Annotated in this window: 16 protein-coding genes; 8 read left to right on the plus strand and 8 right to left on the minus strand. The window is 44.7% G+C overall.

Annotated elements, in window-relative coordinates; translation table 11 throughout:
- The first annotated feature begins 15 nt into the window (after positions 1-15).
- From MJ612_RS17275 to MJ612_RS17290, 4 genes are all read left to right on the plus strand, one after another.
- Positions 16-2,418, plus strand: coding sequence for a 3-hydroxyacyl-CoA dehydrogenase/enoyl-CoA hydratase family protein (locus MJ612_RS17275; RefSeq protein ID WP_187034006.1), 2,403 nt, complete (start codon positions 16-18; stop codon positions 2,416-2,418).
- 33 nt (positions 2,419-2,451) lie between these two features.
- Positions 2,452-3,630 carry a thiolase family protein gene (locus tag MJ612_RS17280; RefSeq protein WP_187034005.1) on the plus strand — a complete coding sequence of 393 codons (1,179 nt, stop codon included), beginning with the start codon at positions 2,452-2,454 and terminating at the stop codon, positions 3,628-3,630.
- Positions 3,631-3,785: 155 nt separating this feature from the next.
- Entirely contained in the window at positions 3,786-5,576 is a 1,791-nt protein-coding gene (locus tag MJ612_RS17285; RefSeq protein WP_187034004.1) for an acyl-CoA dehydrogenase family protein, read from the plus strand.
- A gap of 179 nt (positions 5,577-5,755) precedes the next feature.
- Positions 5,756-6,484, plus strand: a complete 729-nt coding sequence (locus tag MJ612_RS17290; protein ID WP_187034003.1) for a glycosyltransferase family 2 protein — start codon at positions 5,756-5,758, stop codon at positions 6,482-6,484.
- Here MJ612_RS17290 and MJ612_RS17295 read toward each other — a convergent pair.
- Positions 6,477-7,925 (minus strand): hypothetical protein, encoded by a 1,449-nt coding sequence (locus tag MJ612_RS17295; protein WP_187034002.1) that lies wholly within the window; start codon positions 7,923-7,925, stop codon positions 6,477-6,479. The genes MJ612_RS17290 and MJ612_RS17295 overlap by 8 nt on opposite strands.
- A 281-nt stretch (positions 7,926-8,206) precedes the next feature.
- Between MJ612_RS17295 and MJ612_RS17300 the strand changes: the two genes are divergently transcribed.
- Positions 8,207-8,443, plus strand: a complete 237-nt coding sequence (locus MJ612_RS17300) for a hypothetical protein (RefSeq protein WP_187034001.1) — start codon at positions 8,207-8,209, stop codon at positions 8,441-8,443.
- A 6-nt stretch (positions 8,444-8,449) separates the two neighbouring features.
- On the opposite strand, the gene recG is transcribed toward MJ612_RS17300, so the two are convergent.
- From recG to mutY, 6 genes are all read right to left on the minus strand, one after another.
- Entirely contained in the window at positions 8,450-10,546 is a 2,097-nt protein-coding gene (recG, locus tag MJ612_RS17305; protein WP_187034000.1) for an ATP-dependent DNA helicase RecG, read from the minus strand.
- Between the two features lie 117 nt (positions 10,547-10,663).
- Positions 10,664-11,407 (minus strand): Cthe_2314 family HEPN domain-containing protein, encoded by a 744-nt coding sequence (locus tag MJ612_RS17310; protein ID WP_187033999.1) that lies wholly within the window; start codon positions 11,405-11,407, stop codon positions 10,664-10,666.
- A 17-nt stretch (positions 11,408-11,424) separates the two neighbouring features.
- Complete coding sequence (gldD, locus tag MJ612_RS17315) at positions 11,425-12,045, minus strand: gliding motility lipoprotein GldD (protein ID WP_187033998.1); 621 nt, start codon at positions 12,043-12,045, stop codon at positions 11,425-11,427.
- Entirely contained in the window at positions 12,005-13,369 is a 1,365-nt protein-coding gene (gene gldE, locus MJ612_RS17320; protein WP_250419230.1) for a gliding motility-associated protein GldE, read from the minus strand. The genes gldD and gldE overlap by 41 nt, the downstream gene beginning before the upstream one ends.
- Positions 13,370-13,395: 26 nt before the next feature.
- A complete protein-coding gene (gene ssb, locus MJ612_RS17325; RefSeq protein ID WP_187033997.1) occupies positions 13,396-13,863 on the minus strand; it encodes a single-stranded DNA-binding protein in 468 nt (155 codons plus the stop codon).
- Positions 13,864-13,967: 104 nt separating this feature from the next.
- Positions 13,968-15,056 (minus strand): A/G-specific adenine glycosylase, encoded by a 1,089-nt coding sequence (gene mutY, locus MJ612_RS17330; RefSeq protein WP_187033996.1) that lies wholly within the window; start codon positions 15,054-15,056, stop codon positions 13,968-13,970.
- Between the two features lie 314 nt (positions 15,057-15,370).
- Between mutY and MJ612_RS17335 the strand changes: the two genes are divergently transcribed.
- From MJ612_RS17335 to MJ612_RS17345, 3 genes are all read left to right on the plus strand, one after another.
- Positions 15,371-15,676: an HU family DNA-binding protein gene (locus MJ612_RS17335; RefSeq protein WP_007655567.1), complete on the plus strand. Its 306-nt coding sequence runs from the start codon at positions 15,371-15,373 to the stop codon at positions 15,674-15,676.
- A 64-nt stretch (positions 15,677-15,740) separates the two neighbouring features.
- Positions 15,741-16,622, plus strand: a complete 882-nt coding sequence (locus MJ612_RS17340) for a tetratricopeptide repeat protein (RefSeq protein ID WP_250419231.1) — start codon at positions 15,741-15,743, stop codon at positions 16,620-16,622.
- Between the two features lie 210 nt (positions 16,623-16,832).
- Positions 16,833-18,428, plus strand: a complete 1,596-nt coding sequence (locus MJ612_RS17345; RefSeq protein ID WP_187033995.1) for an Rne/Rng family ribonuclease — start codon at positions 16,833-16,835, stop codon at positions 18,426-18,428.
- A 68-nt stretch (positions 18,429-18,496) separates the two neighbouring features.
- Here the strand turns inward: MJ612_RS17345 and MJ612_RS17350 are convergent, their stop codons facing one another.
- Positions 18,497-19,171, minus strand: coding sequence for a porin family protein (locus tag MJ612_RS17350; RefSeq protein WP_222619840.1), 675 nt, complete (start codon positions 19,169-19,171; stop codon positions 18,497-18,499).
- Positions 19,172-19,180: the final 9 nt, after the last annotated feature.

The raw sequence follows: 19,180 nt of genomic DNA on the forward strand, positions 1-19,180 counted from the left end.
AACTATAGCTATTCTATGAAGCGAATAATAAAGAAAGTAGCCGTACTTGGCTCGGGTGTGATGGGCTCGCGCATTGCCTGCCATTTCGCCAACATCGGGGTGCAGGTGCTGCTGCTGGATATCGTACCAAAAGAGCTGACGCCCGACGAAGAGAAAAAAGGCCTGACCCTGGAAAACAAAGCCGTGCGCAACCGCATTGTGAATAGCTCGCTGCAGGCAGCTCTTGCTTCTAATCCTTCGCCGATCTACCGCAAAGCTGATGCCCGCCTGATCCAGACAGGTAACTTTGAAGATAACATGAAGGATATCGCTACTGCCGACTGGACCATAGAGGTGGTGGTAGAGAACCTGAAGATAAAGAAGATCGTGTACGACCAGGTGGAGCAGTTCCGTAAGCCGGGTACATTGATCTCTTCCAACACATCGGGTATCCCAATCCATATGATGCTGGACGGCCGCTCTGATGATTTCAGAAAACACTTCTGCGGTACGCACTTCTTCAACCCGCCACGCTACTTAAAGCTTCTGGAGATCATCCCAACGCCTGAAACCGATCCGGCTATAGTTGATTTCCTGATGCACTACGGCGATCTATACTTAGGTAAGACAACTGTACTTGCTAAAGATACCCCAGCCTTTATTGCTAACCGTGTAGGTATCTATGCCATTATGCAAGGCCTGCAGGTAATGAACAAACTGGGCCTGAACGTAGACGAAGTAGACAGAATCTCTGGCCCGATCATCGGTCGTCCGAAGTCGGCTACTTTCCGCACACTGGATGTGGTTGGTTTGGATACTTTGGCAAACGTAGCAAACGGTTTATACCAGACTGGCGAGAATGATGAGTCGCGTGAGTTGTTCCAGTTGCCGGGCTACCTGCAGAAAATGGTTGAGAACAAATGGCTAGGCGATAAGACTGGCCAAGGCTTCTATAAAAAGACAAAAGACGCAAAAGGCAAAACAGAGATCCTGACGCTGGACCTGAACACGCTGGAGTATGGGCCGAAGCAGCGCGCCAAGTTCCAGAGCCTGGAAGTGCTGAAGCCGATTGAAGACCTTAAGAAGCGTGTTAAAGCTTTCTCTCAGCAATCTGATAAAGCAGCACAGTTCTTTAATGAGTCGCTTTACGGCTTGTTCCAGTATGTGAGCAACCGCATACCTGAGATATCTGACGAACTATACAGAATAGACGATGCCATGCGTGCCGGCTTTGGCTGGGAGCTTGGTCCGTTTGAGTACTGGGATGCCATTGGTGCCCGCGAAGGTGTGCAGCGCATGACCGAAGCTGGTTACAAGCCTGCAGCCTGGGTAGAAGAAATGCTGAATAGCGGCAAAGAGTCTTTCTACATAGTAGAGAATGGTCAGCGCCGCTACTACGACATCAACAGCAAAGAATACAAAGCCATACCTGGCGCTGAGAACTTCATTATACTTGATAACCTGCGAAGCAGCAATGTGATCTGGAAGAACAGCGGCGCAACTATAACTGACTTAGGTGATGGCATCCTGAACGTGGAATTCCACACGAAGATGAACACACTGGGAGGTGATGTGGTGCAGGGCCTGATGAAAGGAGTGGAACTGGCAGAGAAAGATTTCAGAGGCATGGTGGTTGGTAACCAGGGAGCTAACTTCTCAGCGGGTGCTAACCTGGGGCTGGTGTACATGTATGCGCTGGAGCAGGAGTACGACGAGATCAACTTCATGATCAAGCAGTTTCAGGATGCGATTATGCGCATGCGCTACTCGGCTATACCTGTAGTAGGTGCACCACATGGCCTAACACTGGGTGGTGGCTGCGAACTTAACCTGCACTGCGACCACGTACAGGCTGCCGCTGAGACCTATATGGGCCTGGTGGAGTTTGGGGTTGGTCTGATACCAGGCGGTGGTGGTACCAAAGAAATGACGCTTCGCGCTGCCGATATGTATACGGATGGCGACATAGAATACAATGACCTGAAGAACGTGTTCCTGACGATTGGTATGGCCAAAGTATCTACCTCAGGTAAAGAAGCAATAGACTTGGGTTACATGCGCAAATCTGACGGCATAACTATAAACAGCAACCGTTTGATAGCTGATGCCAAAGCGCAGGCTATACTTCTGGCTGAGGCTGGTTATACCAAACCGGTGCAGCGCACCAATGTAAAAGTACAGGGCAAAGGCGCGTTGGGTATGTTCCTGACAGGTGCTAATGCCATGTTCTCGGGTCGCTATATTTCCGAGCATGATAAAAAGATATCGGAGAAACTGGCTTACGTGATGTGCGGCGGCGACTTGTCTGCGGCTACAGAGGTGAGCGAGCAGTACCTGCTGGACCTGGAACGTGAAGCATTCCTGTCACTGACAGGGGAGCGCAAAACGCTGGAGCGTATCCAGAGCATCCTGACCACAGGCAAGCCGCTGAGAAACTAGTAACTATAGTATCAACTATAAAAGAGCATCAAAATGAACAATGCATATATCGTAGCCGGATTTCGTAGTGCCGTGGGTAAAGCGGGCCGCGGCGGATTTCGGTTCACCAGACCTGATGACCTGGCCGCTGATGTCATCAAACACCTTATGGCCTCTGTGCCAGCCTTGGACCCGGAGCGCGTAGACGACCTTATAGTTGGTAACGCTGTGCCGGAAGCAGAGCAGGGGCTCCAGATCGGTCGTATGATCTCTCTGCTTTCCTTACCGCTCTCTGTGAGTGGTATGACAGTAAACCGTTATTGCGGATCTGGCCTGGAAACTATAGCCATTGCAGCTAATCGTATTTCGGCAGGTATGGCCGACTGTATCATAGCTGGTGGTACCGAGTCGATGTCGCTGGTGCCAACAGCTGGCTGGAAGACAGTACCAAACTATAAAATTGCCAAAAGTAACCCAGACTGGTACCTGAGCATGGGCTTAACTGCCGAAGCGGTTGCAAACGATTACAACGTTACCCGCGAAGACCAGGATGAGTTTGCTTACCATTCACACCAGAAAGCGATCAATGCTATCAAGAGCGGCTTCTTTAAAGATCAGATCGTGCCGATAACAGTTGAAGAGACTTACCTGGACGAGAGTGGCAAAAAGAAGACCCGCAGCTATGTAGTAGATACCGACGAAGGTCCTCGCGCTGATACCTCTATGGAAGCATTGGCTCGCCTGAAGCCGGTGTTTGCAGCAGGTGGTACTGTAACGGCTGGTAACTCTTCTCAAACTTCGGATGGCGCTGCCTTCGTTATAGTTATGAGCGAGCGCATGGTAAAAGAGCTGAACCTGGAGCCGATCGCCCGTCTGATCAGCTACGCATCTGGTGGTGTCGATCCGCGCATTATGGGTATGGGACCAATCGCAGCGGTGCCTAAAGCGCTGAAGCAGGCAGGAATGACCCTGAATGACATTGATCTGATCGAAATGAATGAAGCCTTTGCTGCGCAATCTATTGCTGTAATGCGCCACCTCGATTTTGATCCTTCTAAGCTGAATGTAAGTGGTGGGGCTATTGCACTTGGTCACCCGCTGGGTTGCTCTGGTGCCAAGTTAAGTATACAGCAGTTCCACGAGCTTCGCCGCTTAGGTAAAAAGTATGGCATGGTAACAGCCTGCGTAGGCGGTGGCCAGGGTGTGGCTGGGATATATGAGCTTTTGAAATAGTAGCAAAAGCCCTAAAGTCCCCCTTTGAAGGGGGTAGGGGGATGATTACATATTTGAGACAAAATTTATCGGTTAACGATTGTCATCCCCAGCCCCCTTCAAAGGGGGACAAAAACTAACTATAACTGTATCCAAAACCTTAAAACATACATCCCATGGAAACTCAGAATAAAACCGCAATACTAAAAGGTGGTGAGTTCCTGATAAAGGAAACGAATCCGCAGGACGTATTTACGCCCGAAAATTTCAACGAAGAGCAACGCATGATGGCCCAGACCTGTCTGGACTTTGTGCGCGACGAAGTATATCCGCTGCTTGACAGACTGGACAACCACGAAGAAGGCCTGATGGAAAACCTGATGAAAAAAGCAGGAGAACTTGGCTTGTTCGCAGTGTCTATTCCGGAACAATACGGTGGCCTGAACATGGACTTTAACACAGCGCTGCTGGTAACAGAGTCCGTTGGTGGTGGCCATTCATTCCCGGTGGCTTTTGCGGCACATACCGGTATCGGTACGTTGCCAATTTTATACTTCGGAACCGAAGAGCAGAAACAGAAGTATATTCCGAAGCTGGTGAGCGGTGAGTGGATGTCGTCTTACTGCTTAACGGAACCTGGTTCCGGGTCTGATGCACTAGCTGCTAAAACCAAAGCAGTACTGAACGAAGCAGGTACGCATTACATCCTGAACGGCCAGAAAATGTGGATCACAAACGCTGGTTTTGCCGATGTGTTCATCGTGTTTGCACAAGTGGATGGCGATAAGTTCACTGGTTTTATAGTTGAAAAAGATTATCCGGGATTGAGCTTAGGTAACGAAGAGCACAAGATGGGTATCAAAGGTTCGTCAACGCGCCAGGTTTTCTTAACAGACTGCGAAGTTCCGAAAGAGAATGTATTGGGCGAGATCGGCAAAGGCCATTTAATTGCGTTCAACATCCTGAACATCGGTCGTATTAAACTATGTGCAGCTACGCTGGGTGCTGCTAAAAAAGTAGCTGACCTGTCAGTGAAGTATGCGAATGAGCGTCATCAATTTAAACTTCCTATTTCCAAATTCGGCGCTATACGTCATAAACTGGCAGAGCAGGCGATCAGAATTTATGCAGTAGAGTCGGCGCAGTACCGTGCAGGTATGGACATTTACCGCATGGAGCAGGAACTGATGGCTGCCGGCAAAGACGAGAACGAAGCATTACTTGGTGCTGCGAAGGAGTTTGCGGTAGAGTGCGCTATACTTAAAGTAGAAGGCTCTGAAGTGCTGGATTTTGTAGTAGACGAAGGTGTGCAGATCTACGGTGGTTACGGCTTCTCGGCTGATTACCCAATGGACCGTGCATACCGCGATTCACGTATCAACCGCATTTTTGAAGGTACCAACGAGATCAACCGCATGCTTACCGTGGATATGATCCTGAAGAAAGCCATGAACGGTGAACTGGATTTGATGGGACCAGCGCAGAATGTGCAGAACGAGTTAATGGCTATACCTGATTTTGGAAGCGAGGAGGAAGGACTGTTTGCTGCGGAGCACAAAGCCATCCGTAATCTGAAGAAAGCTATACTTTTAGTAGCGGGTACAGCAGTGCAAAAGTACATGGCATCATTGGCAAAAGAGCAGGAAATACTGATGCACATTGCCGACATGGCTATCAAAACATATGTGGCTGAATCTACTTTACTACGTGTAGAAAAACTGGTAAGCAATAGAGGCGAAGAAGCCGTAGCAAACCAGATCGATATTGTACGTGTGGTAGTGAATGATGCTGTTGATGCATCGTTTATAGCTGGTAAAGATGCTATTGCCGCGATGGCCGAAGGAGATGAGCAGCGCCTGTTATTTATGGGCTTAAAGCGTTTCACAAAGAAAGACCTGTTCAATACCAAGGATGCACGCCGTCGTATAGCAGCTGCCCTCATCGAGGCAAACGAATACGTTTATTAATTTCTGACCATTTATAGTTTAGAAAGGCTTTCTCTACAGGGGGAAGCCTTTTTGCTTTAAAATTGTATCAAAACTGAGTGCAAAATACGTAATTGAATAATTTTATACTTAGTCGGGGCAAAAGCTACGGCCGATTTTACGTATGCAGAAAAGCGCCTTAATTGTACCTAAATTTAACTATGAAAGTAACCTGTCTTATACCTTGTTATAACGAGCGTGAGCGGATTGCCCAAGTGCTGAATGTGATCATTGATACCAGCTATATTGCTCAGGTAATTTGTGTAGATGATGGATCAGAAGACGGAACAGCCGATTATATAGAAATGCACTGGCCGGAAGTGGAAGTGATACGCATGCCGCAAAATGTTGGTAAAACAGCTGCTATAAAGTATGGCTTAAAGTACGTGCAGCACGAGGTATTACTGATGATGGATGCTGACCTGCAGGATCTGAGAAAAGAAGAACTGGAAGCTGCTTTAGATGCCTATCAGCATTATACCGGAATTGATATGATCATTATGCGGCGCATTAACTCGCCCTGGTTTGTAAAATGGTACCGTAGCGATGTGCTGCTTTCCGGGGAGCGTATACTCCGAACAGCCGACCTGAAACAGGTACTAAAACAAAAGCTAAAGTGCTACCAACTGGAGGTTGCCATAAACCGCTACATGCTGCGCCACAAACGAGTAGTGCGCTGGATGCCATGGTCAGCTATGAATACCTACAAGGTTGATAAACTGGGCGTACTGGATGGTTCTAAAAAAGAGTTTATGATGTATGTGGATATTGTAAACTATGTTGGTTTTTCGCACATGTGCCTTCAACTGGCATCTTTTACCAAAAAGCTAAAGCATCATAAAACCACAAAACCAGCTAGAACTGATAATTATACTTTAAAACCTATTTAAGCTGTATGTGATGCAACCTAAGACCTGCTTCGCGTTTTTTAGGACGTACTACAACAGTTACATCTTTGTCTGAGAACCAGGCCGTAAAATCTTTTACATAAGCCAGTTCCTTGTCGTTCGCTACGTTCAGACGAACACCTTTCGCTGGTGTGGTTTCTCCGGTCTTGGTATCTATCTGGCGTAAGTATAAGTCATATTTACCTTCCAGTTCTTCCAGCGTTAGCAGGCTAAGGGTATTGCCGTTCATATAAGCGCTGTAGGATATACCTGAAAATACATCTTCGGCAGAAGCCTGCTGGTGCTTCATTAAAACAGAGCTCCAGGCAGAGTTCATGTATTCATCGTATGCGAACAGCAGCATCTCTTTAGCAAAGTATGGAGCATTTTTGCCACCTGTTGTATACTTCTTCTCAGCCAGCACAATTATTTGGTTATCTGCAGCCTGATAGATGTCGCTTAGGTAAATGTCTTCGAAACGCTTAGGCTTGTTCTGGTCTGTTTTATTAAGCCCATTTATTTTTGCCAGGTAATCAGCTGTAAACTTAAATTCCTCAGCAAATACCATGTCTTCGGCTTCAAAGTTAAAGCGTACTGTTTTTAAACTATGATATAAACCCGAAGTCTCTTCTGCTGTTATCACAGCGCCATAAAGTTGTCCGTCTGACATCAGTTTGAAACGGGAATCCATTATGTATACTTTCTTGCCATCAAACACTCCGCCTACTAATACACTCATTATTTTGGCCTTTGGGTCCTTCAGGTTGTACTGGCGCACTGTCAGGCGGTTCATGTTGTCAGAAATAAGGCTTAGGTGTTGGTCTCCCGCATTGTTAAGCTGCACATCCACCGACAAAATATCCCGCACATCGTTCAGGTTATAGTTGGTATCCTTGATCTTTGATAATTTCTCATCATACAACGAGCCGCTTATACTTCTGATCCTGTGGTTGCTATCGGCCTGCGTATGGTATACCAGTAGCTTTGAACCATCCTGTGAGAAAGCTACGCCCGGCTCGCGGTTAGATACAGGACTCTCCAGTAATAACTGTTTGTCTTTTAAAGCGCCGCTCACCAGCTCAACATAATACCCGTATAGTTGCTGTGTATGCCCAGTTTTGGTTTGTGCTACAACTATAGCTGCATCTTTGGAAGTATAAAATCCATATACAGTTTGCTCCGGTGTAAGCGGAATAGTCGCGCTCCACTGCTTTTTCAGGCCTGCCTGGTACTGCTCTACAGCATAGCTTCCATCGGCTTTGCGGCTAAGTATAACAAACTGTTCGGGGCCGGTAGGTATGGTTTTATTTGTAATGCGTTGGTTATACCTGTCTTCTGTTAGGTTTGGATGATACTCAAAAGGTGTCGTGCCTTTAGTTCTGGACTGACCATTAACCACACATGCCAATAAAGCAAAAACAAAAATGAAGAGCAGGTTTTTCACGGGTAAAATATTTTTAACAGAACTCAAACTTAAGATATAACACAGGATTAGTCAAATTTAAATAATGTTCAGAATCAACAAAGTATAAGCTATGGTAACCGCTTCGGAAAGAATAGGATTTAAATGAAAAGCGGAGCTATATAAGTATATTGAAGTAGTTAAGTATGAGCATCTTTTCAACGCCTGTCACACCTTAAAAAGCTTCTGTAGAATAAGAATAAAGCCGGTTCACCCAATTTGGGCTGATAGCTGTAACAAGTGCTAAGGATGCCAGTACATCTATGCATAGAAAAGAAATGAAGTTTATACTTAAAATACTATCATTCACAGCACTTTTACTGATAAGCAAATTTACCAAAGAGGACAAACTGATAACTACTCCTGCCGAAAACCCTCAGGTTATAGTTAGCACAGGGCAAAAAACTTATACACAGCAGCTGCCAATTCATAAAACCAGTGGCAAGCAACCGGGAAAAACTGTGCAGGCCCTTGTGACAACACAAGCAACTATAAAATGACGGATTTTAGCTGATACGGCTCCAGTTTACAGTATTAGCGCTCAACGACTGAATATGCCTGCGGATATTCTGATGTTCGGCATTTTCGAGTTGGGGGTCTTCGTGTAAGATATTCTGTGCGGCAGCACGCGCTTCCTGAAGTATAGGTGCATCTTTGGCAAGGTCAGCAATAAGCAGATCGAGCACACCGCTTTGTTGGGTTCCCATCAGGTCACCAGGCCCACGTAATTTCAGGTCGATGTCTGCAATCTCGAAACCATTATTGGTGCGTACCATAGTTTCCAGGCGGGTCTTACTGTCTTTGCTGAGTTTGTAGCCTGTCATCAGTATACAATAGCTTTGCTCAGCGCCGCGGCCAACACGCCCGCGTAGCTGGTGCAATTGTGATAAGCCAAATCGCTCGGCACTTTCGATGATCATTACCGAAGCATTCGGAACGTTTACGCCAACCTCAATTACGGTAGTAGCCACCATTATCTGCGTTTCGTTCTTTACGAAGCGCTGCATTTCGTAGTCTTTGTCCGGTGGTTTTAGCTTACCGTGTACCATACTTACCTGGAATTCCGGAAAAGCCCGCCGTATACTTTCGTAGCCATCCATCAGGTCTTTGTAATCCATCCCCTCCGATTCCTCAATAAGCGGATATACAATGTATACCTGGCGACCAAGATTAATCTGGTCTCTTAAAAACTGGAAAACCCGCAGCCGGTGCGAATCAAATCTATGAGAGGTAATGATCTCTTTACGACCGGCAGGCATCTCATCAATTACCGATACATCCAAGTCGCCATATAAAGTCATGGCTAAGGTGCGCGGAATAGGGGTGGCCGTCATCACGAGCACGTGCGGGATGATGCGTGGGTTCTTGCGCCATAGTTTAGAGCGTTGCTCTACGCCGAAGCGGTGCTGCTCATCCACAATACACAGACCCAGATTATGGAACTGCACCACATCTTCGAGCAGGGCGTGTGTACCCACGATCATTTTCATTTCGCCGGAGCGGAGTTGCTCGTGCAGTATCTTCCGTTCTTTGGTTTTAGTTGAGCCGGTTAGTTTGCCAATATTTATACCTAGTCTGTCTGCAAAAGCCTTCAAGCCAACATAGTGCTGGTCTGCCAGAATTTCAGTGGGTGCCATCAGTACTGATTGAGCACCATTATCGGCAGCAATCAGCATAGTAATAAAGGCAACTATAGTTTTACCGGAACCCACATCCCCCTGCAGCAGGCGGTTCATCTGCTTGCCTGAGGTCATGTCTTTGTGGATTTCCTTTATAACCCGCTTTTGAGCACCGGTCAAGTCGAAGGTCATGTGGTTTTTATAGAACTCCGTTACAGTTGGCACCTGCTTAAATATTTGACCGGCCAGATCTGCACGGCGAACAAATTTCTGGCGCAACAGGCGCAACTGTATATAAAAAAGCTCTTCAAACTTAAGTCTGAACTTGGCTGCGTTATACTTCTCCACCGACTCCGGAAAGTGAATGTTTTGAAGTGCAGTGCGTTTATCAATCAGGCGGTAATGGTCTATCAGGTCAGGCGAAAGCGTTTCCTGTATGTTGGGTGCAGCCAGCTTCAGCAACGACTCTATATACTTGGAGATTACTTTGCTGTCGATTCGGTGCGCTTTGAGTTTTTCGGTGGTATGATAAACCGGCTGCAGGAAAGCTGTGGTTTGCTTGGCTTCGCTCAGTTCTTCCAGCTCGGGGTGCGCCATGCTATACTTGCCGTTGAACTCGGTAGGCTTCCCGAAAACAATATAATCGGTGTGGTTCTTCAGTGATTTCTCCATCCACTTCACACCCTTAAACCAAACCAGTTCCAGTTCGTCGCCGGCTTCGTCTACCAGTGTAGCTGCCAGGCGCTGCTTACGGCCTTCGCCTAATAACTGCTTGCCCCGCACACGCCCACGCACCTGCACATACGGCATACTTTCATCAAGCTCGACAATGCGGTAAAACTGGGTGCGGTCCAGGTATCGGAAGGGGTAATGCTGGATCAGGTCGCCATAGGTATACATATTCAGCTCCTTCTGCAACAGCTCAGCGCGCTGCGGCCCTATCCCTTTTAGATACTCGATCTTTGTATGGAAGAAGTTACTCAAAACCTACGGGTAAATTATGAATAATGAATTAAGAATTATGAATGAGATAAAGATAACGAATATGTCTGAATCAGAATTTGCAGGATTGGTTTGATATGCTGGATTAAAATATATTAGTTACTTACTTAATTCCTTATTTATTAAATCAATTAGTTCTGAGAAGTGAACTATTGAATCTTCAATTCTTATTAATGTTTGGCTGCTAGTAGAGAAGTAATAACTACAAATAGTTATTACTTCTCTTCCCTCTTTTATTTCTCGCTTACTTCTAAGGTCAATTTCATTAAAGGAGAAGTTGTGGGCAAAATCATTCCTGTCTTTTCTGAAACTTCGTATAGTGTTCTCAAAATGTTCGAGTACCTTCGCTACATCACGTCCTTTAAGTTTATCGAGCACTTTCTTATTGAACTTAGTACCGCTTACTATTGCAAGTTTGTAGTACACATTTAGTAAGTGATAAACTATATCGGCTGCAGATACATAGTGATAAAAGAAGTTTTCAACTGAATAATCAAATAAGAACTTATTAGTCCTTATTGCTTTATCTTTTAAAAAAGGGAAAAACTCAGTAGAACCATCGTCAGTATTTTCAGCCCAATTTGTGTCAGGAATACCTCTTGAATAGTAAAACCTTAAAAGTACGTAGCTAAACTCTAACCTTCTAACCTTATTGTTAAATCTGTTTCTCCAAACTGTAAAGTCATTTTCCTTAATAAAGTCTTCAGAAGTATTGACACTCTTTACACTATCATTAGTTGTCAAATACAACTTAGAAAGTAATGGCTGAGATTTTAGTATTTCTATTCTCTCCTCTTTGGCAGGATATAGAAATGGCTCGTATTCTTTCTCTAGGTTTGTCATTTCTTAACAACCAGCAATTACTTCCCTTTCTGCCACTTCAACGTGTTCAGCAGGTGAATTACGTCTCTCTTTACAAATTCAATAACCGGGGCAAGCGAGTCGTTTTGGGTTGCGGTGCGGAAGTATAAAGCGCCGCGCAGGAAATGCTTGGTAGAATCAGTAACGTAGAACTGGAACTGGCTTGGTACTTCGCCTTCCAGTTCAAAAACAGAAGCTACTGCACCCGTTGGTGTTTTTACTTCGGTCTCTTCTATAGAGTAAGCCTTTATCTGGTGCTTGCCGGTTAGTTTACGAGCATCTTCTATCAAGCTGTTCAGCATTTTGTCGTTGCCTTGTAAATCCTTGTAAGTAAGCTGCACGTTTGCTCCCAGCCTCGGGTAAAGTATATTTATCCAATGGGGCTGTGCTATCAGCGACGAATCAGGGCGTATTTTAGCGTGGCTCGAAAACTCGAAAGTATACGGGTGCGCCTCTTTTAGAGGCTGGTATGTCTGGGCCGGAAGATCTATACGGTTATAGCCTTTTGGCTTCGGAGTATATTCTGTTCCACAGGAAACAACTGTAAGAGCAAGGGCAAACCATAACCCGAATTGTATCTTAGGTAACTTTGTGAGTGCGTTTCTTTTTACTTCCGACATTTATTTTTACTCGTTTTACGCGTTTGCTGTCTGCAGATTCTATAGTAAAATGAAACTGGCCATAGGTTATAGTTTCGCCGGATCTGGGAATCCGGGAGAAGAGCGACAGCATCAGTCCGGCTACAGATTCATTTTCACCTTTTATTTCATCAAAGGCATCAAAAGGCACTTCCGTTATCTTACAAAAGTCGTGCAATGAGGTCTTCGCATCAAAGATAAAGGTATTTTTATCTAACTGGGAGTAGATGATCTCTTCGTCGTCAAACTCGTCGTTTATCTCGCCTACAATTTCCTCTACTATATCTTCTAAGGTAAGCAAGCCCGCAGTGGCGCCATATTCGTTCAAAACTATAGCCATGTGCACATGCTTGTCCTTAAAGTCCTCGAAAAGGTCGGCAATGCGCTTGCTGTCCGGCACAAAGAAAGGGGCGCGCAGCAGTTGCTGCCATTTAAAATCCGGGCCTTTATCTATATGCGGTAGCAAGTCTTTTACATAAAGTATACCTTCGATTTTATCTGTGCTCTCCGAATAAACCGGCACACGGGAATAACCCCATTTCATAATTTCGGGGAGCAGTTCAGGTAACGTAAGAGAAGTTTTAAAAGCAATTATATCTATACGCGGCCGCATGATCTGCCTTACCGTAATAGAACCGAAGTTTACTACACCACGCAAAATGCGTCGTTCTTCTGGCGATGTGTCTTCATTTGTCAGTGCAACGTCAAGGCTATGCTTCAACTCCTGCATGGTATGGTTATAGCTACGTGCAGCATACCGGCTTTCGATCCATCCGCTTATAGCCATCAGTAATCTGGCTAAAGGTTGCACAAGTGGCCTCATTGCTGATAAACCGGGAGCAGCGCGTCGGGCTATAGTTAGCGGGTTTTTATGCGCGTATACTTTAGGCAGCACCTCCCCGAAAAACACGATCAGGAAAGTAGCGAAGAGCATACAGGCAGCCAACTCCATAAAACCTAATTTAGAGCCAAACAGTAACCAGGCAATGTAAGCAAACAGCGTAATGATGCTTACATTGATACCGTTGTTAATAATTAAAATATGAGTGAGCAGCTGGCGCGGGTCATCCAGTAAAGCAACGATGCGCTTATCTGTATGATGGGTGCTGTTTTTAAGCTTTTCCAAGTCTTGCTTCTGCAACGAAAAAAATGCTGCTTCCGCCCCTGAAGCAAGGGCAGAAAGCAGCAAAAGAATTGTACAACCAAGTATGGCTGCTATGTATTCAAACCTGAGTAAAGCAGACGTGTTTTGTAAATACTGCAGTAAACTATAACTCAGGGGGTCTCCAGGATCTATACTTCCCAAAATCTGATCTTTTAGTTAAACAATGGTTAGAACGGCAGGTCGTCTGGCTCGTCGTTCTGTGCAACACCTGCAGGAGCAGATGAGCTGCCGGCACTATAAGTACCAGCTGTTGCTGAAGAAGCAGCTCCCTGGTAATTACCACCACCATCCTGTGAGCCACCTTCTCCACGCGTAAGCATGGTCATGTTATCTGCCACAATTTCGGTAGAATAACGTTGGTTGCCCTCTTTGTCCTGGTATTGGCTGGTACGGATCTTACCTTCGATAAAAACAGACTGACCTTTGCGCAGATACTTTTCTGCTACTTCGGCCAAACCACGCCACAACACGATGTTGTGCCACTCTGTTTTTTCCTGCTTCTGTCCGTTCTTATCTTTAAAAGACTCGGATGTTGCTAAAGGGAAACGGGCCACAGCCACGCCGCCTTCTAAATGACGTACTTCAGGGTCTTTGCCCAGATTTCCGATAAGGATTACTTTGTTTACACTTGCCATGTCTTTTTTAGTTTAAATAGTTAATTAATTGGGCTACTCCGGCAACCAAGCCGGAGGCAAATATGGCTTACTGAACTACAAATTTAAGGATGAAAAAGTTCAGTTTATAAATGTAGTAAAATCTTGGCATCTTTCAAATAGTTGCTGATCAAAACTGGCTTCGGAAGCTCATCTATTTTTTCAGGGTCATAAAGGGCCAGTCTTGTTTCCTGTTCTACCTCCGGTTTTAACTTTTCCTCCAGCTTAATCAGGTAAAACTTAGCAGTAATTTTCTGATGGCTAAGTATATGCTTGTATTCTTTAAGTGGGGTTAATAAATGGTGGGCCTGTACAGGTATACCAGCAGCATTAAGTTCCGAGAGCAGAGATTCAGGTATAAGTTGTTTTTCTATACTTTCGTGCAGATAGAAGTCATATAGCCCTTGCCAGATGTCGCCCTCCAGGCGTTTGCGCATATAATACTGGCCTTGCCACTCAAATACCAGGTAATGGAAGTAACGTGGCCGTGCAGCTTTAGCCTTAGATTTTACAGGTAACTCCTGTACTAAGCCATGTGTAAAAGCAAAACAAGATTGCTGCAATGGGCAGAACAGACAATCGGGCATTATAGGAGTGCATTGAATGGCCCCAAACTCCATTACTGCCTGGTTATAAGTGTCGGGTTCAGCAGCGGGCACCAGCTTATCGGCCTGTTCTTGGAAAGTTTTACGCGAAGCAGGTACAGCAATATCTTCTGAAATGCCGAATACACGTGCCAGTACCCGGAAAACATTCCCGTCCAGCACAGCTACCTGTTCTTTGTAAGCAAAAGCGGCAACGGCAGCTGCAGTATAGCTGCCTACTCCTTTCAGTTTTAAAAGCTCGCTATAGTTATCAGGGAATTTGCTGCCGTACTCATTTACAATCTGTTTTGCTGTGTGGTGCATATTGCGTGCCCGGGAGTAATAGCCAAGCCCTTGCCACAAACGGAGTACCTCATCTTCAGGTGCGGCAGCCAGATCCTGAACTGTAGGGTAAGCTTCCGTGAATTTTATATAATAAGGTAGCCCTTGGTTTACACGTGTCTGCTGAAGTATAACTTCTGACAACCAGATGAAATAGGGGTTGGTAGTATTACGCCAGGGCAAATTTCTTTTGTGCCGGTTATACCAGTTAATCAACGTTTCAGAGAAGTAGGTGTAGTTATTAGCCATATACGGAGCTGCAGCATGTGGTAAAGTAGAACTGTTAAAGTTATAGTTTTGTTCTGTTACCTGCGCAAAGGTAAACAGGCAAGTATAGGTATAGTTGTGCAACTGCCGGGTAGAAAAGTTATATTTTAAGGTTGCAAGTACCTGACTATACGCGCTTAAGAGATAGGAATTTATGCTTAATAATTTAAGCGTAAAACTTTTACATATCGAAAAGTAAAACTACCTTTGTGCCCCGAAAATCACGGAGTTGGTGCAATTGCCATCTTTTTGTATTGGAAATTTAACATATTTTAAAATTTATAAAACTCAAGAAAGTGACTAAAGCAGAAGTAATATCAGAGATTGCTGATAAAACAGGGATTGATAAGGCTGACGTGCAATCAACTATCGAGGCTTTTTTCAAAGTAGTAAAAGACTCAATGGCTGATGGTAACAACATCTATGTGAGAGGTTTTGGTAGCTTTGTGAATAAGAAGCGCGCCAAAAAAGTTGCTCGTAACATCTCTAAGAATACATCTATTATTATTGATGAGCACTTTATCCCTAGCTTTAAGCCGTCTAAAACCTTTATTGCTAAGATTAAAAACAGCAAAAAGATTAAAGAACTGGCTCATTCTTAATTCTTTCGTATCTTTGCATCTTAATTTTGCAAATTACTAATTAACACCTACCTACTTTAGAAGGATGTCACGCAATCAGATCATTTTAGTTATTGTGGCTATTGCCCTGATAGCAGCTATGTTTTTACTGCCTAAAGTAGTTGTTAATGAAGGTGATAAGGATAATTTAGCCAAAAATGGTTCTGAAGCTGCAGTACCTGAAGGGCACTCAGCAGATGATGGCCATGGCCACGGTGAAGAAGCAGGAGCAGGTGCTACTGCAACAGCTGCTGACCCGCATGCTACTGCTACACCACAGCAACTGATGGAGCTGGCTACAGTAAGAGCCCGCTACAACAAAGCTACCGATAAGCAGCAGCGTGTATTGCTGGCAGCCGAACTGGCCGAAGCCTATGCCACTGCAGGTAAGTATGATAGCGCAGGCTACTACTTTGAGACAGTAGCAAAAGCAAGACCAGGTGAAAGAAGCTTTAAAAAAGCTGGCGACAACTATTTTGAAGGTTTTACTTACGCTGCCTCGCAGGAGCGTGCTGCTGAATTAGGTGCCAAGGCCCGTACTATGTATGAGCAGGTGCTGAAAAACAACCCGGCTGACCTGGATGCTAAAACCAATGTGGCAATGACTTACATAGCTAGCTCAAACCCTATGCAGGGTATAACACTGCTACGCGAAGTGGTTGCAACTGACCCGAACAATGAGAAAGCGGTCTTTAATTTAGGGATACTTTCTATACAGTCCAGGCAGTACGATAAAGCTGCTGAACGTTTTGAGCATCTGGTGAAAATAAATCCGGAGCACGTGGAAGGTAACTTCTACCTGGCTGTATCGCTGGCAGAGACTGGCAAAAAAGAAGAAGCAAAGGCCTTGTTTAACAAGGTGAAAACAATGAAAGATGACCCGGCGCTGATAGCATCAGTAGATGAATATCTGGCCCGTCTTAAATAGCATTAAAGAAATTATTCACAAATAAAAAACTTCAAGACTATGCCTTGCGGAAAGAAAAGAAAAAGACATAAGATCGCTACGCACAAAAGAAAGAAGCGCCTAAGAAAGAACAGACATAAGAAGAAGTAATTTCTTCTGCGTTTAAGGGAGCCCACTTTGCTACCGCAATGTGGGCTTTGGTCTATACATCCAACTAATCTTTGAGAGAAATTGAGTAATGAACTAATCATCAATTCTACTCAGGATGGAGAACGCATTGCACTCTTACAGGACAAACGACTTGTAGAATACCACTACGAGAAAAAAGATACCAACTATATTGTAGGTGATATCTTTTTAGGAACTGTAAAAAAGGTAATGCCAGGCCTAAATGCTGCCTTTATTGATATTGGCTACCAGAAAGATGCATTCCTGCATTATCACGACCTGGGGGCTAATATCAAAACACTTAACAAATATGTTAAGGTAGCACAGACTCAGAAGAACGCGTCACCGAAACTAAACCAGTTAAAATTTGAGCCTGAAATAGACAAGCTGGGCAAAATAGCTGATGTACTTAAAAAAGGACAGCAGCTGTTGGTGCAGATTGTAAAAGAACCTATTTCTACAAAAGGGCCACGCTTATCCTGTGAGTTATCTCTTGCAGGGCGATACCTGGTACTCGTACCGTTTTCGAACACGGTAAGTGTATCTAAAAAGATCGTTAGCAAAGATGAACGCACCCGTTTAAAACGTCTGATCACTTCGATCAAGCCAGAGAACTTTGGTGTGATTATCCGTACAGTGGCCGAGGGGCGTGATGTGGCAGAGCTCGACAGGGACCTGCGCAACATGCTTACTAACTGGGAAGAAGGTTTTAAAACGCTGAAAACGGCGAAACCTTGTGATAAAGTAATAGGTGAACTTGGTCGTTCTTCTTCCATTTTGAGGGATTTGCTAAACGAAAGTTTTGACAGCATAGTTGTGGACGATGTCCAGCTCTATGACGAGATCAGAACATACATCGGGAGTATTGCACCAGATAAGATGAAAATCTTAAAGCAGTACACCGGCAAAACCAAAACCTTTGAACACTACCACATCGAGAAACAGCTGAAGGCTGCTTTTGGCAAAACGGTAACTATACCAGGTGGCGGATACCTGGTAATTGAACATACCGAAGCGCTGCACGTGATTGATGTAAACAGTGGGAATAAATCTAATACCGAAGCCGATCAGGAGGCCACGGCTCTGAACGTGAATATGATGGCAGCCCGCGAAGTGGCACGCCAGTTACGTCTCCGGGATATAGGTGGTATTATTGTTATTGACTTCATTGATATGAAGTCGCCGGAAAACCGCCAGAAAGTATACGAGGTTGTAAAAGAAGAACTAAAGAATGACCGGTCAAAGTCGACAGTTCTGCCAATCTCAAAGTTCGGCCTGATGCAGATAACGCGTCAGCGTGTGAGGCCGGAGCAAAACATTATAACCGGAGAAGTTTGCCCTACGTGCGGCGGTACCGGAAAAATAACAGCCAGTATACTGGTTACTGACGAAATTGAAGCAGCTGTAGACGACCTGCTAGTAAGCCACAACCAGAAGAACCTTACCATTTATGTACACCCGTTTGTATATGATTATTATACTAAGGGTATCGTATCGAAGCAAATGAAATGGTTCTTTAAGTACTTCAGGTGGGTGAGCTTGGTTAAAGATACTTCGTTAGGCATCACTGATTTTAAAGTGATGGATGACCGCGGCGAAGAAATTGAATTACGCACCAGTTTCGCAGAGGAATCTGAGCTGCTAGAAAAAGAAGATTAAACTATAAAATAAAAGAGCCGCCCTTAACAGTTTGGGGCGGCTCTTTTATTTTAGCTCTTTATTCTACTTTAGAATTTCACGCCGAAGTCAATCGAAACGCCTGAGTTCTTAAGTGAGATGTTATCATCACCAAGCCTGTCTTCATAATAGCCGTTATCTATATTAGACAGACCCCGGTGATAGGTAAGACCGGCAAACAATTTGGTGCTTTCGCCAAACTGAAACTCTGTACCGCCACCCAGCAATACATCAGCTTCAAAAACATTGAAACGCTTGGCAGTCTTTTCACCGTCTATAATTTTTTTATCGTTTACCTTGCCAGCTACTTTTGTGTTAAGAGAACCACCCACCTGGAAGTATAAAATAGTAGATGGTGCAATCTCGTTGGTAAATAGCTTTAGCGTTACAGGAAGCTCCAGGTATTGAATGGCAATATCGTCTTTGCCTGACAGTACAGTAGTTGAGCCATCGGTGTTTTCACGGGTATAGTTATAAGTAATCTCGCCACCTTTGCTTCTATATAATAAGCCCGTACTGAATGCGTAATTCTGGGCAAAGAAGTAGTCTGCTATCACGCCTACACCGAGGCGCAGGTTACTGTTTTCATTATCAAAATTATACTTGTCGTCGGCTATAAAACGATTACTTGATATGGTAGGTGAAATCATCAAACCTATCTCGACCTGGGCAAAAGCACCGTAGCCGAAGCATAAGAAAAGGAGTAAGAGTGTAAGTTTCTTCATTTGAATAAG

This window comes from Pontibacter deserti (assembly GCF_023630255.1).
In the GTDB taxonomy this organism is placed as follows: domain Bacteria; phylum Bacteroidota; class Bacteroidia; order Cytophagales; family Hymenobacteraceae; genus Pontibacter; species Pontibacter deserti.

Excerpts from the sequence above, each read along its gene's own strand:
- MJ612_RS17285 (WP_187034004.1), top strand. The coding sequence starts at position 3,786 with ATGGAAACTCAGAATAAAACCGCAATACTAAAAGGTGGTGAGTTCCTG.
- MJ612_RS17275 (WP_187034006.1), top strand. The coding sequence starts at position 16 with ATGAAGCGAATAATAAAGAAAGTAGCCGTACTTGGCTCGGGTGTGATG.
- ssb (WP_187033997.1), bottom strand. The coding sequence starts at position 13,863 with ATGGCAAGTGTAAACAAAGTAATCCTTATCGGAAATCTGGGCAAAGAC.
- MJ612_RS17350 (WP_222619840.1), bottom strand. The coding sequence starts at position 19,171 with ATGAAGAAACTTACACTCTTACTCCTTTTCTTATGCTTCGGCTACGGT.
- mutY (WP_187033996.1), bottom strand. The coding sequence starts at position 15,056 with ATGGCTAATAACTACACCTACTTCTCTGAAACGTTGATTAACTGGTAT.
- MJ612_RS17340 (WP_250419231.1), top strand. The coding sequence starts at position 15,741 with ATGTCACGCAATCAGATCATTTTAGTTATTGTGGCTATTGCCCTGATA.
- MJ612_RS17280 (WP_187034005.1), top strand. The coding sequence starts at position 2,452 with ATGAACAATGCATATATCGTAGCCGGATTTCGTAGTGCCGTGGGTAAA.
- MJ612_RS17290 (WP_187034003.1), top strand. The coding sequence starts at position 5,756 with ATGAAAGTAACCTGTCTTATACCTTGTTATAACGAGCGTGAGCGGATT.
- MJ612_RS17310 (WP_187033999.1), bottom strand. The coding sequence starts at position 11,407 with ATGACAAACCTAGAGAAAGAATACGAGCCATTTCTATATCCTGCCAAA.
- MJ612_RS17300 (WP_187034001.1), top strand. The coding sequence starts at position 8,207 with ATGCATAGAAAAGAAATGAAGTTTATACTTAAAATACTATCATTCACA.
- gldD (WP_187033998.1), bottom strand. The coding sequence starts at position 12,045 with ATGTCGGAAGTAAAAAGAAACGCACTCACAAAGTTACCTAAGATACAA.